This window comes from Streptomyces sp. NPDC005485, from assembly GCF_040606085.1.
Classification (GTDB): domain Bacteria; phylum Actinomycetota; class Actinomycetes; order Streptomycetales; family Streptomycetaceae; genus Streptomyces.
Genome location: NZ_JBEXDZ010000221.1, coordinates 1 through 12,255, shown reverse-complemented (window position 1 = coordinate 12,255; position 12,255 = coordinate 1). Strand labels below are relative to the sequence as shown.

The window sequence follows — 12,255 nt, the reverse complement described above, 5'->3', positions numbered from 1 at the left end:
CCTGGGCGGCCTGCGCCGCCGCGGCTGCCGCCTGGGCCGCCTGGCCGGCGCCGAAGCCACCGCCCGCCGAAGCCGTGCTCCCGGTCTGCGCCCCGCCCTGCTTCCCCGCGCGCGGGGAGAGCGCACGAAATTGCATGGTGCCCTCGGAAGCGACGGGGTTGCGGGGGCCCGGGGTGCCCGCGGAGCCGCCCGGATCCGCGCTCTCGTCTTCGGCGTCCGTGGGGCGCACGGGGCCCTTCGGGCGGCGGAACACCACGGTGCCGCCGCCGGGGGCCGAGTCCGCCGGGGGGATCGTCGCCGTGCCGTCCGTGCGCGAGGACTGGCCGTCGGGCTGCACGACCGCGTCGGACGGCCGGGCCGCGCTCGGCACCCGCGGGTCGGCGCCCTGCGGTGCGCCCCACGACACCCGGCGGTCCTGCTCGCCGCCGAAGCCGGACTGCCGGGAGCGGTCGGCGCCCCACGCGGTCGCGGGCTCGGGCCGGCTCCCGTGCTGCGCCTCGGCCGGGCTCACCCGGGGCGCGTCGAGCTGGGGCTGCGGGTCCTCGTCGAAGAAGTGCGGGCCCGTCTCCTCCGCCGCGGCGGGCGCGGGCGCGGGGCGCGTGCCGGGCGGCGGCGCGAGCGGTTCGCCGTCGGAGGGCGCGGGGCGGCTCGTGCCCGGTACCCAGGCGGCACCGTTCCAGTACCGGACATATCCAGGAATGGAGGGATCCGGGTAGTAGCCTTCGCGGGGCCTGTCGTCACCGGGGGCCGGGGTTGGGGCGCTCATGTCCGTCGTCCCGTATCTGCTCGGGGGTTTTTTGCGGCCTCCACATCTATCAGACCCCGGCACACGCCACCGCCCCTCCCGCCGCACCCACTCCTTTCGAGCACGGTTCCGCCGCGCTCGGGGGCACTTGGGGCAGCCGCGCCGGACGGTGCGGAAAACAAATTCTCCGAACCCGCGTAATGGTTCCGGGGGCAAGGCGCTCTTCACTCGCACGGGCCCGCTCCGAGGCCCGGAACGAGAGAGGAAACGTACGTCATGCACACAGTGGTGGAACGCGAGCTGGAGCTCAAACTGGTCCTGTCGCCGGAGCGCAGCATCCCGGTACCGGCCCGGCTCGGTTACCGGTCCGACGATCCGTACGCCGTCCACATCTCCTTTCACATCGGCACCGATCACCCCGTCAACTGGACCTTCGCCCGCGAGCTGCTCGTGGAGGGGGTGTTCCGGCCGTGCGGGCACGGGGACGTGCGGGTGTGGCCGACCAAGGTGGCGGGGCGGAGTGTGGTCCTGATGGCGCTGAGTTCGCCGGACGGGGACGCCCTGCTGGAGGCGCCCGCGGCGCAGGTGTCCGCGTGGCTGGAGCGGACGCTTCGGGTGGTCCCCCCGGGCTCTGAGGCCGAGCAGCTCGGCATCGACGACGGCCTCGCCGAGCTGCTCACGCCGACCCCGGCCGACGACCTGTGGCTGCGCGACCCGTGGCCGTCCGACGAGTCGAAGGACGGGGAGTGATCACGTACGTACGACTGTCAGAAGAGCTTGCCCGGGTTGAGCAGGCCCAGCGGGTCGAACGCCGTCTTGATCGCCCGCTGCATCTCCACGCCCACCGGGCCGATCTCGCGTGCCAGCCACTCCTTCTTCAGAACGCCCACACCGTGCTCGCCGGTGATCGTGCCGCCGAGTTCCAGGCCGAGGGCCATGATCTCGTCGAAGGACTCGCGGGCGCGCCGGGACTCGTCGGGGTCGGCGGCGTCGAAGCAGACGGTGGGGTGGGTGTTGCCGTCGCCCGCGTGGGCGCACACCCCGATGGTGAGGGCGTACTTGTCGGCGATGCGGTCGATGCCTTCGAGCATCTCGCCGAGCCGCGACCGCGGCACGCACACGTCGTCGATCATCGTGGTGCCCTTGACCGCTTCGAGCGCCGTCAGCGCCAACCGCCTTGCCTGGAGCAGGAGTTCGGACTCCGCCGCGTCATCGGCGGGTACGACCTGGGTCGCGCCCGCGGCCTCGCACAGCGCGCCGACGGCGGCGAGGTCGGCCGCCGGGTCGTGGGTGTCGAAGGCGGCGAGCAGCAGGGCCTCCGTCGACTCCGGCAGGCCCATGTGCGCCAGGTCGTTGACGGCCTTGACGGTCGTACGGTCCATGAGTTCGAGCAGGGACGGCACGTGCCCGCCCTCCATGATCCGGCACACGGCGTCGCACGCGGCGCCCGCCGACCCGAACTCGGCGGCCAGCACCAGCTGTTGGGGAGGCTGCGGCTTCAGCGCGAGGGTCGCCCCCACGACGATGCCGAGCGAGCCCTCCGACCCGACGAAGAGCCGCGTGAGGTCGTATCCGGCGACGCCCTTCGCCGTGCGGCGCCCGGTCGACATCAGCCGCCCGTCGGCGAGGACGACGTCCAGTCCGAGGACGTACTCGGCCGTCACGCCGTACTTCACGCAGCACAGGCCGCCGGAGGCCGTGCCGATGTTGCCGCCGATCGTGCACATCTCCCAGCTGGAGGGGTCCGGCGGGTAGTACAGGCCGACTTCGCCCACCGCGCGGGAGAGCGTGGCGTTGACGACGCCGGGTTCGACGACGGCGATGCGGTCGACCTGGCTGATCTCCAGGATGCGGTCCATTTTCGTGAGTGAGAGCACGATGCAGCCGTCGGAGGCGTTGGCGGCGCCCGACAGGCCGGTGCGGGCGCCCTGCGGGACGACGGGCACGCGCAGCTCGGTCGCGATACGCATGACGTGCTGGACCTGCTCGACGGTGCGCGGCAGGACCACCACGGCGGGGGTGCCCGCCGCGCAGAAGCTCGCCATGTCGTTGGCGTAGGAGGCCGTGACGTCCGGGTCGGTGAGGACCGCCTCGGCCGGCAGGCCCGCGAGGAGACGGTCGACGAGGTTGCCGGTCGCTTCGTCGCGCGGGGCTTCTATACGGCTCATGATCACAGCGTCGCACCCGGGGCCATCGGTGTGAACCCCGTCCGCGGCACCCTTCGTATGCCGGGATGTGGTCTTCGTATTGACGCACAGTGATCGCCATGAAGATCGGCATGGAGACCGGCCCGGACACCGCCATGGAGACCGCCACGCAGACCGCCACGCAGACCGGCACGCAGACCGGCATCGGGGCCGAGGCGCTGCGTCCGGGGGCGCGCCCGGGCCCCTTCGTGAAGCGTGCGCTGATCGGGGTGGTCGCCGGGTGCGTCGTCCTCGGCGGGGTGCTGGTGCTGCTGCCCTCCGAGCGGCACAGGACGGTGCCGCCCGCGCCGGGTCCGGTGGCGCGGGCCATGACGGCCGTCGGGGCCGGGGCGCCCGCCGCGCTGCCCGACCTGGCGGTGCTCATCCGCGACCGTGAGGCCCAGCTGCGGGCGCATCCGCGCGACGAGCAGTCGTGGGCGGTGCTCGGTACGGCGTACGTGGAGCGGGCGCGGCGGACCGCGGCGCCCGTGTACTACCCGAAGGCCGAGAAGGCGCTGCGTACGTCACTGCGGGTGCGGCCGAAGGGGAACGTGGCGGCGCTCGACGGGCTCGCCGCGCTCGCCAACGCGCGGGGCGACTTCGTGGCCGGGCTGAAGTGGGCCGGGGCGGCGGCTCAGGCGGCACCGAAGCGGTGGACGACGTATCCCCTGCTGATCGACTCCTACACCGGGCTCGGCGACTACCGGGCCACCCGCCGGGCGCTCGACAAGCTGCTCGACCTGCGCACCGGGCCCACCGTGATGGCGCGGGCCGCGGGGGTGTACCGGGACCGCGGCTGGCGCGAGGACGCGGCCGCCGCGCTCGCCGACGCGACGGCCCTCGCGCGCACCCCCGCCGAACAGGCGGCCTGTCTGGAGCAGGCCGGGCAGCTCGCCTGGGAGCGCGGGGACGCCGAGGAGTCGCTGCGGCACTACGAGGCCGCGCTGCGCACCGATCCCGGCGAACAGGGGGCGCTTGCCGGACAGGGCCGCGCGCTCGCGGCACTCGGCCGTACGCCGCAGGCCCTGCACGCCTATCAGCGCGCCCTCGCCGGGCGGCCCGAGCCGCGGTACACCCTCGAACTGGGCGAGCTGTACGAGGCGTCGGGGCTCGGCGGGGCCGCGCGTGCGCAGTACGACGTGCTGCGGGCGCGGGTACGGGCGGCGGCGGCCGCGGGTGTGAACGGCGACCTGCTCCTCGGGTTGTTCGAGGCCGATCACGGTGATCCGGCGGCCGCGGTGCGGCTGCTGCGTGCCGAGTGGCAGCGCCGGCCGGGGATCGCTGTCGCGGACGCGCTGGGGTGGGCGTTGCACCGGGCCGGGGAGGACGAGGAGGCGCTCGGGTTCGCCGAGCGGGCGATGGACAAGGAGCACGGGGGCGGTGTGCGCAGCGCCTTGTACGCGTATCACCGGGGGCAGATCGAGCGTGACCTCGACCGGGCCGGGCCCGCCCGGCGCCATCTGGCGGAGGCGCTGCGCATCAATCCGTACTTCTCCCCGCTGTTCGTGCCTCTCGCCAAGGCGGCCCTGGTGTCCCTGGGCGAGCCTGCCGCGGAGGGACCGGCGGAGCCGGAGACCCGTCCGGGCTCCTCGGACGGCCCGCAGAGGCCGAACGGCCCGGAGCGCGGGGCTTCGCGCTGAGCGCAGGGCCCTTCGCCGGCCCTTCGGGCTAGGAGGCCTTGTCCTGCTTGTAGTAGATCGAGAAGCGGCGGGCTCCCACGAGGCCCGAGGCGAGGCCGATGTACACGCGGGGGTCGGGCCCGGGGCGCACGGCGAGGCCCTCCGGTTCGCGGCCCACGAGCGTGTAGCCGGCCTCGGTGCGCTCCTGCTGGAGGAGTTCCCCGGTGTGGATGTCGAGGCTCGACACATGGGCGTTGCCCCGCCGGGCGGCCGGGTTGGTCTTCGGGTCGTACGCCGTGCCCGCCAGCTGGTAGACGCAGTCGCGGTACAGGGCGTAGCCCTGGAAGGGGATCCTCGGGTCGGGGTGGGCGCCGGTCTGGGCGAAGTCCGTGAGGGGGTCGCTGTAGTCGCGGGCGACGAAGGCGTCGAGGTTCCAGACGCGGTAGCGGGGCTCGTCGGCCGCGTTGCGGTAGCGGACGGCGATCCGGCGGGAGGTCGTGCAGACCGAGGGCTGGTTGTTGACGGAGCCCGCTATGGGGTGGCGGATCCTGACGTCGGCGCCGGTGCGGACGGCCCCGTTCGCGAAGTGGAAGCGGGTGACGCCCCGGCCGTAGCCGTTGTGGGCGTCGGCCTCGGTCCAGATCCAGGTGCTGCCGTCGGAGGCGTCGCGCTGCACGCCCATGCTGACGCCGTGGCCGAAGCCCTTCAGGTACATGTGGCCCAGCCGGTTGCCCTGGTGGTCGAGCTTGTTCAGGCACAGGTCACCGGTCGGGCGCCCGGTGGCGGTGACCTGGAGGACGTACAGATGCCCGTTCGGCTCGTCGAAGGCGAACGACTGGAGCACCGTCGGCTCCTTGAGCGTGCCCTTCTGGCGCAGCCAGCGGGCGGACGGTACGGCGAGGTTGATCGGAGCGGTCACTGTGTCCCCCCGAGTCCTGTGGGCGCCCCTTCGGCACCCACAGGACTTGAGAGTGTCAACTCACGTTCGCCGGTTGCAAGTTAAGTGATCAACAACCGCTACGTTTTTGCCGAACTCACAGGTTTCCGCGCTTCTCCTGCTCCCGCTCGATCGCCTCGAACAGGGCCTTGAAGTTGCCCTTGCCGAAGCCCATCGACCCGTGCCGCTCGATGATCTCGAAGAAGACGGTCGGACGGTCCTGGACCGGCTTGGTGAAGATCTGCAGCAGGTAGCCGTCCTCGTCGCGGTCCGCGAGGATCTTCAGTTCCCGGAGCGTGTCGACCGGGACGCGGGTGTCGCCGACCCACTCGCCGAGGGTGTCGTAGTACGAGTCCGGGGTGTTGAGGAACTGGACCCCGGCGGCGCGCATGGTGCGGACCGTCTCGACGATGTCGCCCGAGTTGAGCGCGATGTGCTGGACGCCCGCGCCGCCGTAGAACTCCAGGTACTCGTCGATCTGGGATTTCTTCTTGGCGATGGCGGGCTCGTTGATCGGGAACTTGACCTTGAGCGTGCCGTCGGCGACGACCTTCGACATCAGCGCGGAGTACTCGGTCGCGATGTCGTCGCCCACGAACTCCTTCATGTTCGTGAAGCCCATGACCTTGTTGTAGAAGCCGACCCACTCGTTCATGTGGCCGAGTTCGACGTTGCCGACGCAGTGGTCGATGGCCTGGAAGGTGCGGTGGGCGGGGGGCGCGACGATCGGGTCGGCGGCGGCGTAGCCGGGGAGGTAGGGGCCGTCGTAGCCGGTGCGCTCGACGAGCGTGTGACGGGTGCTGCCGTACGTCGCGATCGCCGCGAGGACGACCGTGCCGTGCTCGTCCTTGACCTCGTACGGCTCGGCGAGCGAGCGGGCGCCGTGCTCGACGGCGTAGGCGTGGGCGGCGCGCGCGTCCGGGACCTCGATGGCGAGGTCGACGACGCCGTCACCGTGCTCGGCGACGTGCTCGGTGAGGAAGGTGCCCCAGGGGGTGGCGGGCTTGATGACCGACGTGAACACGAAGCGGGCGGAGCCGTTGGTGAGCACGTACGAGGCGGTCTCGCGGCTGCCGTTCTCCGGTCCGGAGTAGGCGACCAGCTGCATGCCGAAAGCGGTGGAGTAGTAGTGCGCCGCCTGCTTGGCGTTGCCCACTGCGAAGACGACCGCGTCCATTCCCTTGACCGGGAAGGGGTCTGCCTGCCGTGCGGTGTCGGGGGTGTGGTGGGTTGTCTGAGTCATGGCCGCAGGCTCTCTCCGATCCACAAGGTGCGCAATAGTTTGCGTATTGGATGGACAATCCGCTCAGTCATCAGCCCGTATCGCCGGGCTTTCTGTACATGATGACCATCTCGAAGGCGTACGGAACACACACCAAGGGCATTACCGGAGGACTCGTATGGCGATCGACGCTCTGGACGGCCGGCTCATCGTGCTGCTGGCCGAGGAGCCGCGCATCGGCGTGCTGGAGATGTCCCGTCGGCTCGGGGTCGCGCGCGGCACCGTGCAGGCCAGGCTGGACCGGCTTCAGTCGAATGGCGTCATCCGCGGATTCGGCCCGCAGGTGGATCCGGCGGCGCTCGGCTACCCCGTCACGGCGTTCGCGACCCTGCAGATCCGGCAGGGCCAAGGCCCGGACGTACGGGCGCACTTGGCGAGTGTGCCGGAGGTCCTGGAGCTGCACACCACCACCGGCAGCGGGGACATGCTGTGCCGTCTCGTCGCCCGCTCGAACGCGGATCTTCAGCGGGTGATCGACCGCGTTGTCGGTTTTGATGGCATTGTCCGGGCCGCCACGGCGATCGTCATGGAGAACCCCGTTCCGCTGCGGATCATCCCGCTGGTGGAGCAGGCGTCGCAGGACCGCGACTGACGGAAACCGAGCAGCGGAGCAGCCGACCTAGTCGTCCGAGGTGAGTGCGCGTGAGCTTCTGGGAGTATCTCGGAAACCGCCACCAGCAGCTGCTCACCGACGCCTTCCAGCACGCCAGTGCCGTCTTCCAGTGCATGGTGATCGCGACCGTGATCGGCGTGCTGCTCGGCGTTGTCACCTATCGCAGCGAGTGGGCCGGCAACCTGGCCACGCTGACCACGTCCACGATCCTGACCATCCCCTCGCTCGCCATGATCGGTCTGCTGATCCCGATCGTGGGCCTGGGCGTGCCGCCCACGGTCATCGCGCTGACGCTGTACGGGCTGCTGCCGGTCGTCCGCAACGCGATCGTCGGCCTGCGCGGGGTCGATCCGTCGCTGGTGGACGCGGCGAAGGGCATCGGGATGTCTCGGATCGCCCGCCTGTTCCGGGTCGAGCTGCCGCTCGCCTGGCCGCCGATCCTCACCGGCATCCGGGTCTCGACGCAGATGCTGATGGGCATCGCGGCCATCGCGGCCTACGCCTCCGGGCCCGGCCTCGGCAACGAGATCTTCCGCGGGATCGGCTCCCTGGGCAGTAAGAACGCGCTCAACCAGGTGCTCGCGGGCACGCTCGGGATCATCGTCCTGGCGCTGCTCTTCGACGCCGCGTACGTCCTGATCGGACGGCTGACCATTCCCAGGGGGATCCGTGTCTGAGACTTCCACGCCCGCAGCCGCTCCCGGTCCCGCGCCGGCGGACGAGGGCACGACCGGCGCCACCATCGAGCTGGAGAATCTCACCAAGCGCTATCCGGGCAGCGGCGACCCGGCCGTCGACAACGTCAACATGGAGATCAGGGCGGGCGAACTGGTCGTCTTCGTGGGCCCGTCGGGGTGCGGGAAGTCCACCACGCTCAAGATGATCAACCGGCTGATCGAGCCGACGGGCGGCCGGATCAGGATCGGCGCCGAGGACGTCACCGACATGGACCCGGTGAAGCTGCGCCGCAAGGTCGGGTACGCGATCCAGTCCTCCGGGCTCTTCCCGCACATGACGGTCGCTCAGAACATCGCGCTGGTACCGAAGATGGTCGGCTGGTCGAAGTCGCGGATCAGGTCGCGGGTGGAGGAGATGCTCGACCTGGTCGGGCTGGATCCCGGCGAGTTCCACGGCCGCTACCCGCGCCAGCTCTCCGGCGGGCAGCAGCAACGCGTGGGCGTGGCCCGGGCGTTGGCCGCCGATCCGCCCGTTCTGCTGATGGACGAGCCGTTCGGCGCGGTCGACCCGATCACCCGTGACCACCTCCAGGACGAACTGATCCGGCTCCAGCACGAACTGCACAAGACGATCGTGTTCGTCACGCACGACTTCGACGAGGCGATCAAGCTGGGCGACCGGATCGCGGTCCTGCGCGAGCGGTCGCACATCGCGCAGTTCGACACCCCGGAGGCGATCCTCACCAACCCGGCCGACGACTTCGTGTCCGGGTTCGTGGGCGCGGGCGCGGCACTGAAGCGGCTGAACCTGACGCGCGTACGGGATGTGGAGATCACGGACTATCCGACGGTCACCGTCGACGACCCGCTCCAGGAGATCTTCAACAAGCTCCGCACCAGCGGCACGAACGAGATCCTGCTGCTCGACAAGCGGGGCCGCCCCTACAAGTGGCTCAGACGCGGCGACCTCATGCGCGCCAAGGGTTCTCTCGCCAGGGCGGGCACGCTGGTGCACGACACGGTGACCAGGGACGCCACGGTGCGGGACGCGCTGGAGGCCGTGCTGACGGACAACACCGGCCGGGTCGCGGTCACCGGGCGGCGCGGCGAGTACACCGGCGTCGTCGACATGGAGACGCTGATGAACTCCGTGCACGAGCTCCTGGAAGCCGACCGGCTGGACGCCATGGAGCACCAGCACGATCTGGAGGAGGCGCGCGCCCAGCTGACCCACGAGGAGCAGGAAGGCGACGGCGGGGAGACGAGGGCATGAGCACTCCCCCGTCGCACCGGCGGCCCGAGGGCGAGCACGAGGTCAAGGGGCTCGCGTTCCGTGACGACGCCGAGGACGGCGGTGACGTCGACGGCGAACGTGAGAGCGGGGCCGGGGCCGGGAGCCCGTCCGGCGGGCCCGCGCGCCGCATCACCTGGCAGAAGCTGACGTTCCTGCCCGCCTTCCTCGTGGCCGTGCTGCTGGCCACCTGGTTGTGGTTCGCGCAGGCCGACCTCGACGCGATCTCCGAGAACGCGCTCTCGGGCGGCCAGGTGAGCAAGGCCCTGCGGCAGCACATCCAACTGACCGCGATCTCCACGTTCTTCGTGCTGATCATCGCGATCCCGCTGGGCATCCTGCTCACCCGGGGGGCCTTCCGGAAGGCGGCCCCGGTCGCGATGACCGTCGCCAACATGGGACAGGCCACCCCGGCCATCGGCCTGCTCGCCCTGCTGGTGATCTGGCTCGGCACCGGCCAGAAGGCGGCCCTCATCGGCATCACCGTCTACGCCGTCCTGCCGGTCCTCTCCAACACGATCGCCGGTCTGAAGGCGAACGACCCGACCCTCCTGGAGGCGGCGCGCGGCATCGGCATGTCGCCACTGGGCGTCCTCAGGCGGATCGAACTCCCGCTGGCCGTCCCGCTGATCCTGGCGGGCGTACGGACGGCGCTGGTCCTGAGCGTCGGCACGGCGACCCTCGCCACCTTCGGCGGCGGGGGCGGACTCGGTGTCCTCATCACCACCGGGATCACCACTCAGCGCATGCCGGTGCTGGTGCTCGGCTCGATCCTCACGATCTCCCTCGCCCTGCTGGTGGACTGGCTGGCCTCGCTCGCCGAACTCCTGCTCAAGCCACGCGGGTTGGAGGCGGGATCATGAGGCGCCCACTGGTCCTCACCCTCGCGGGGGCACTCGTACTGGCTTCCGGCTGCGGCCTGCAGAGCGGTTCCCCCATGGTCGACGACGTGGTGCCCGGCTCGATCGGGAAGGGCGAACCGCTCAAGGGCGCCCATCTGACCGTCACGTCCAAGGAGTTCACCGAGCAGCTGATCCTCGGCGCGATCATGGGCATCGCCTTCCAGGCGGCCGGCGCCGACGTCCTGGACCGCACCGGCATCCAGGGGTCCATCGGCGCCCGCGAGGCCGTCAAGAACGGGGACGCGGACGGCATGTACGAGTACACGGGCACCGCCTGGATCACGTACCTGGGCAACAGCGAGCCCATCACCGACCCGCAGAAACAGTGGCAGGCGGTGCACGACGCGGACCTGAAGAACGGGCTGACCTGGCTGCCGCCGTCCCGCCTCAACAACACCTACGCGCTCGCCATGAACCAGGCCAAGTTCAAGAAGTACGGCACGAAGACGCTGTCCGACGTCGCCGCGCTCGCCAAGTCGGACCCCGGCGCGGTCACGCTGTGCGTGGAGAGCGAGTTCGCCAACCGCGCGGACGGGCTGCCGGGCATGGAGAAGAAGTACGGGATGAGCCTGCCCGCCAAGAACATCACACAGATGGACACCGGGATCATCTACACCCAGGTGAAGAAGGGGAGTTGTACGTACGGCGAGGTCTTCACCACCGACGGGCGCATCAAGTCGATGAACCTGGCGGTGATGGAGGACGACAAGAAGTTCTTCCCCAACTACAACGTCGCCCCCGAGATCAACTCCAAGGCCCTGAAGGAGCATCCGGAGATCGCCGAGGTCCTCGACCCGATCACCAAGAAGCTCGACAACACTGTGGCGCAGACCCTGAACGCCAAGGTGGACGTGGATGGGCAGGACCCGCATCAGGTGGCGCTGGACTGGATGAAGAAGGAGGGGTTCGTGAAGGAGGGGTGAGGTTCCCTGCTTCACGGGCGGTGCTTCACGGGCGGCGCGTCACGGGCGGCGCGTCACGGGCGGTGCGTCACGGGCGGCGAGTTCCAAAGAGTTGGTTGCAAAGAACACGTTGCAACCTGTCCTTTGCAACGCTATCTTTGTACGCATGACGGAGCAGCAGGAACCGCGCCAGTACCGCACGCTCGACGCCCGCTCGTTGCGTGGCATCGCCCACCCGCTGCGGATGCAGTTGCTGAGCGCCCTGCGTCAGCACGGACCGGCCACCGCGTCACAGCTCGCCGAGCGCCTCGGCGAGTCCAGCGGGGCGACCAGCTATCACCTCCGGCAGCTCGCCGCGCACGGCTTCGTCGAGGACGCGCCGGAGCACGGCAAGGGGCGCGAACGCTGGTGGAAAGCCGCCGCCCAGGGCCTGATCTTCGACGACAGCATGCTCAAGGACTCCGACCCGGCCGTCCGGGGAGCCGTGGACACGTTCCTGCACGAGATCGCGACCACGCACACCAGGGAGCTGTCGACGTGGCTCGGCACCCGGGACGACTGGTCCGCGGAGTGGACCCGTGCCACCGACATGAGCGACATGACGCTACGGCTGACGCCCGACCTCACGGCTGAACTCATCCAGAAGATGCACGACTTGGTCGAGAGCTACCGCGACCGTGCGCCCGCCGAGGGAACCCCTGAGGCCGAGCAGGTACGCCTGCACACGCACGTCTTCCCGTTCACCACGGACTGAGAACGCAGAACTCAGCGCTCAGGGCCGAGAACCCGGAACTGAGAACCTACGACCGAGAAAGGTCACCCCGATGCACTCCGAGACCCACCTCCAGCTGCACCATGTCCGCGCCGCCGAGCTGCATGCCCAGGCCGACGCCCACCGGCTCGCCACCGAGGCCAGGCGTCCGAGCGAACTCCGTACCCGCCTCGGCTGGGCCCTCGTGGAGGTCGGCCTCCGGCTCGCCTCCGCACCCACGGTGGCGGTAGCCCACTAGGGGGTGTTTTGAAAGTCCTGTGCGGTGCCCGCGGTGTTCGGTGCGTGCCCTCGGCGTGCCGGACGATGGCCCTCGTACTGGACGTACTTGG

The 12,255-nt window shown here is 70.5% G+C and carries 13 protein-coding genes; 9 read left to right on the top strand and 4 right to left on the bottom strand.

Translation table 11 applies throughout. From position 1 onward, the window contains the following. A partial coding sequence (locus tag ABZS97_RS40685; protein WP_356147589.1) for a DUF2510 domain-containing protein occupies window positions 1–766 on the bottom strand: 766 nt, incomplete at its 3' end. A 255-nt stretch (window positions 767–1,021) separates the two neighbouring features. Here ABZS97_RS40685 and ABZS97_RS40680 point away from each other — a divergent pair. Further along, on the top strand, window positions 1,022–1,495 hold the full coding sequence (locus ABZS97_RS40680) for an SsgA family sporulation/cell division regulator (RefSeq protein WP_356147586.1): 474 nt from the start codon (window positions 1,022–1,024) through the stop codon (window positions 1,493–1,495). Between the two features lie 17 nt (window positions 1,496–1,512). Here the strand turns inward: ABZS97_RS40680 and ABZS97_RS40675 are convergent, their stop codons facing one another. Continuing rightward, window positions 1,513–2,919 (bottom strand): FAD-linked oxidase C-terminal domain-containing protein, encoded by a 1,407-nt coding sequence (locus ABZS97_RS40675; RefSeq protein WP_356147584.1) that lies wholly within the window; start codon window positions 2,917–2,919, stop codon window positions 1,513–1,515. Between the two features lie 92 nt (window positions 2,920–3,011). On the opposite strand from ABZS97_RS40675, the gene ABZS97_RS40670 reads away from it, so the two are divergent. Beyond that, window positions 3,012–4,571 carry a hypothetical protein gene (locus ABZS97_RS40670; protein ID WP_356147581.1) on the top strand — a complete coding sequence of 520 codons (1,560 nt, stop codon included), beginning with the start codon at window positions 3,012–3,014 and terminating at the stop codon, window positions 4,569–4,571. A 28-nt stretch (window positions 4,572–4,599) separates the two neighbouring features. On the opposite strand, the gene ABZS97_RS40665 is transcribed toward ABZS97_RS40670, so the two are convergent. Together ABZS97_RS40665 and hppD are read right to left on the bottom strand one after the other, a co-directional pair. After that, complete coding sequence (locus ABZS97_RS40665; protein ID WP_356147579.1) at window positions 4,600–5,469, bottom strand: Teichoic acid biosynthesis protein C (Precursor); 870 nt, start codon at window positions 5,467–5,469, stop codon at window positions 4,600–4,602. Between the two features lie 115 nt (window positions 5,470–5,584). Then, window positions 5,585–6,730, bottom strand: a complete 1,146-nt coding sequence (gene hppD / locus ABZS97_RS40660; protein WP_356147576.1) for a 4-hydroxyphenylpyruvate dioxygenase — start codon at window positions 6,728–6,730, stop codon at window positions 5,585–5,587. 157 nt (window positions 6,731–6,887) lie between these two features. Here hppD and ABZS97_RS40655 point away from each other — a divergent pair, with 157 nt between their 5' ends. From ABZS97_RS40655 to ABZS97_RS40625, 7 genes are all read left to right on the top strand, one after another. Further along, on the top strand, window positions 6,888–7,361 hold the full coding sequence (locus ABZS97_RS40655; protein ID WP_356147571.1) for an Lrp/AsnC family transcriptional regulator: 474 nt from the start codon (window positions 6,888–6,890) through the stop codon (window positions 7,359–7,361). Window positions 7,362–7,411: 50 nt separating this feature from the next. Further along, the gene (locus tag ABZS97_RS40650) at window positions 7,412–8,059 is read left to right on the top strand and encodes an ABC transporter permease (protein ID WP_356147565.1); all 648 of its coding nucleotides are present in this window, start codon (window positions 7,412–7,414) and stop codon (window positions 8,057–8,059) included. Further along, window positions 8,052–9,332 (top strand): betaine/proline/choline family ABC transporter ATP-binding protein, encoded by a 1,281-nt coding sequence (locus ABZS97_RS40645; RefSeq protein ID WP_356147561.1) that lies wholly within the window; start codon window positions 8,052–8,054, stop codon window positions 9,330–9,332. The genes ABZS97_RS40650 and ABZS97_RS40645 overlap by 8 nt, the downstream gene beginning before the upstream one ends. Next, entirely contained in the window at window positions 9,329–10,213 is an 885-nt protein-coding gene (locus ABZS97_RS40640; RefSeq protein ID WP_356147556.1) for an ABC transporter permease, read from the top strand. The genes ABZS97_RS40645 and ABZS97_RS40640 overlap by 4 nt, the downstream gene beginning before the upstream one ends. After that, window positions 10,210–11,175 carry a glycine betaine ABC transporter substrate-binding protein gene (locus tag ABZS97_RS40635; protein ID WP_356147552.1) on the top strand — a complete coding sequence of 322 codons (966 nt, stop codon included), beginning with the start codon at window positions 10,210–10,212 and terminating at the stop codon, window positions 11,173–11,175. Before ABZS97_RS40640 ends, ABZS97_RS40635 begins: the two co-directional genes overlap by 4 nt. A 145-nt stretch (window positions 11,176–11,320) precedes the next feature. Continuing rightward, the gene (locus ABZS97_RS40630) at window positions 11,321–11,908 is read left to right on the top strand and encodes a helix-turn-helix domain-containing protein (RefSeq protein ID WP_356147549.1); all 588 of its coding nucleotides are present in this window, start codon (window positions 11,321–11,323) and stop codon (window positions 11,906–11,908) included. Between the two features lie 70 nt (window positions 11,909–11,978). Continuing rightward, window positions 11,979–12,164, top strand: coding sequence for a hypothetical protein (locus ABZS97_RS40625; protein ID WP_356147546.1), 186 nt, complete (start codon window positions 11,979–11,981; stop codon window positions 12,162–12,164). Window positions 12,165–12,255: the final 91 nt, after the last annotated feature.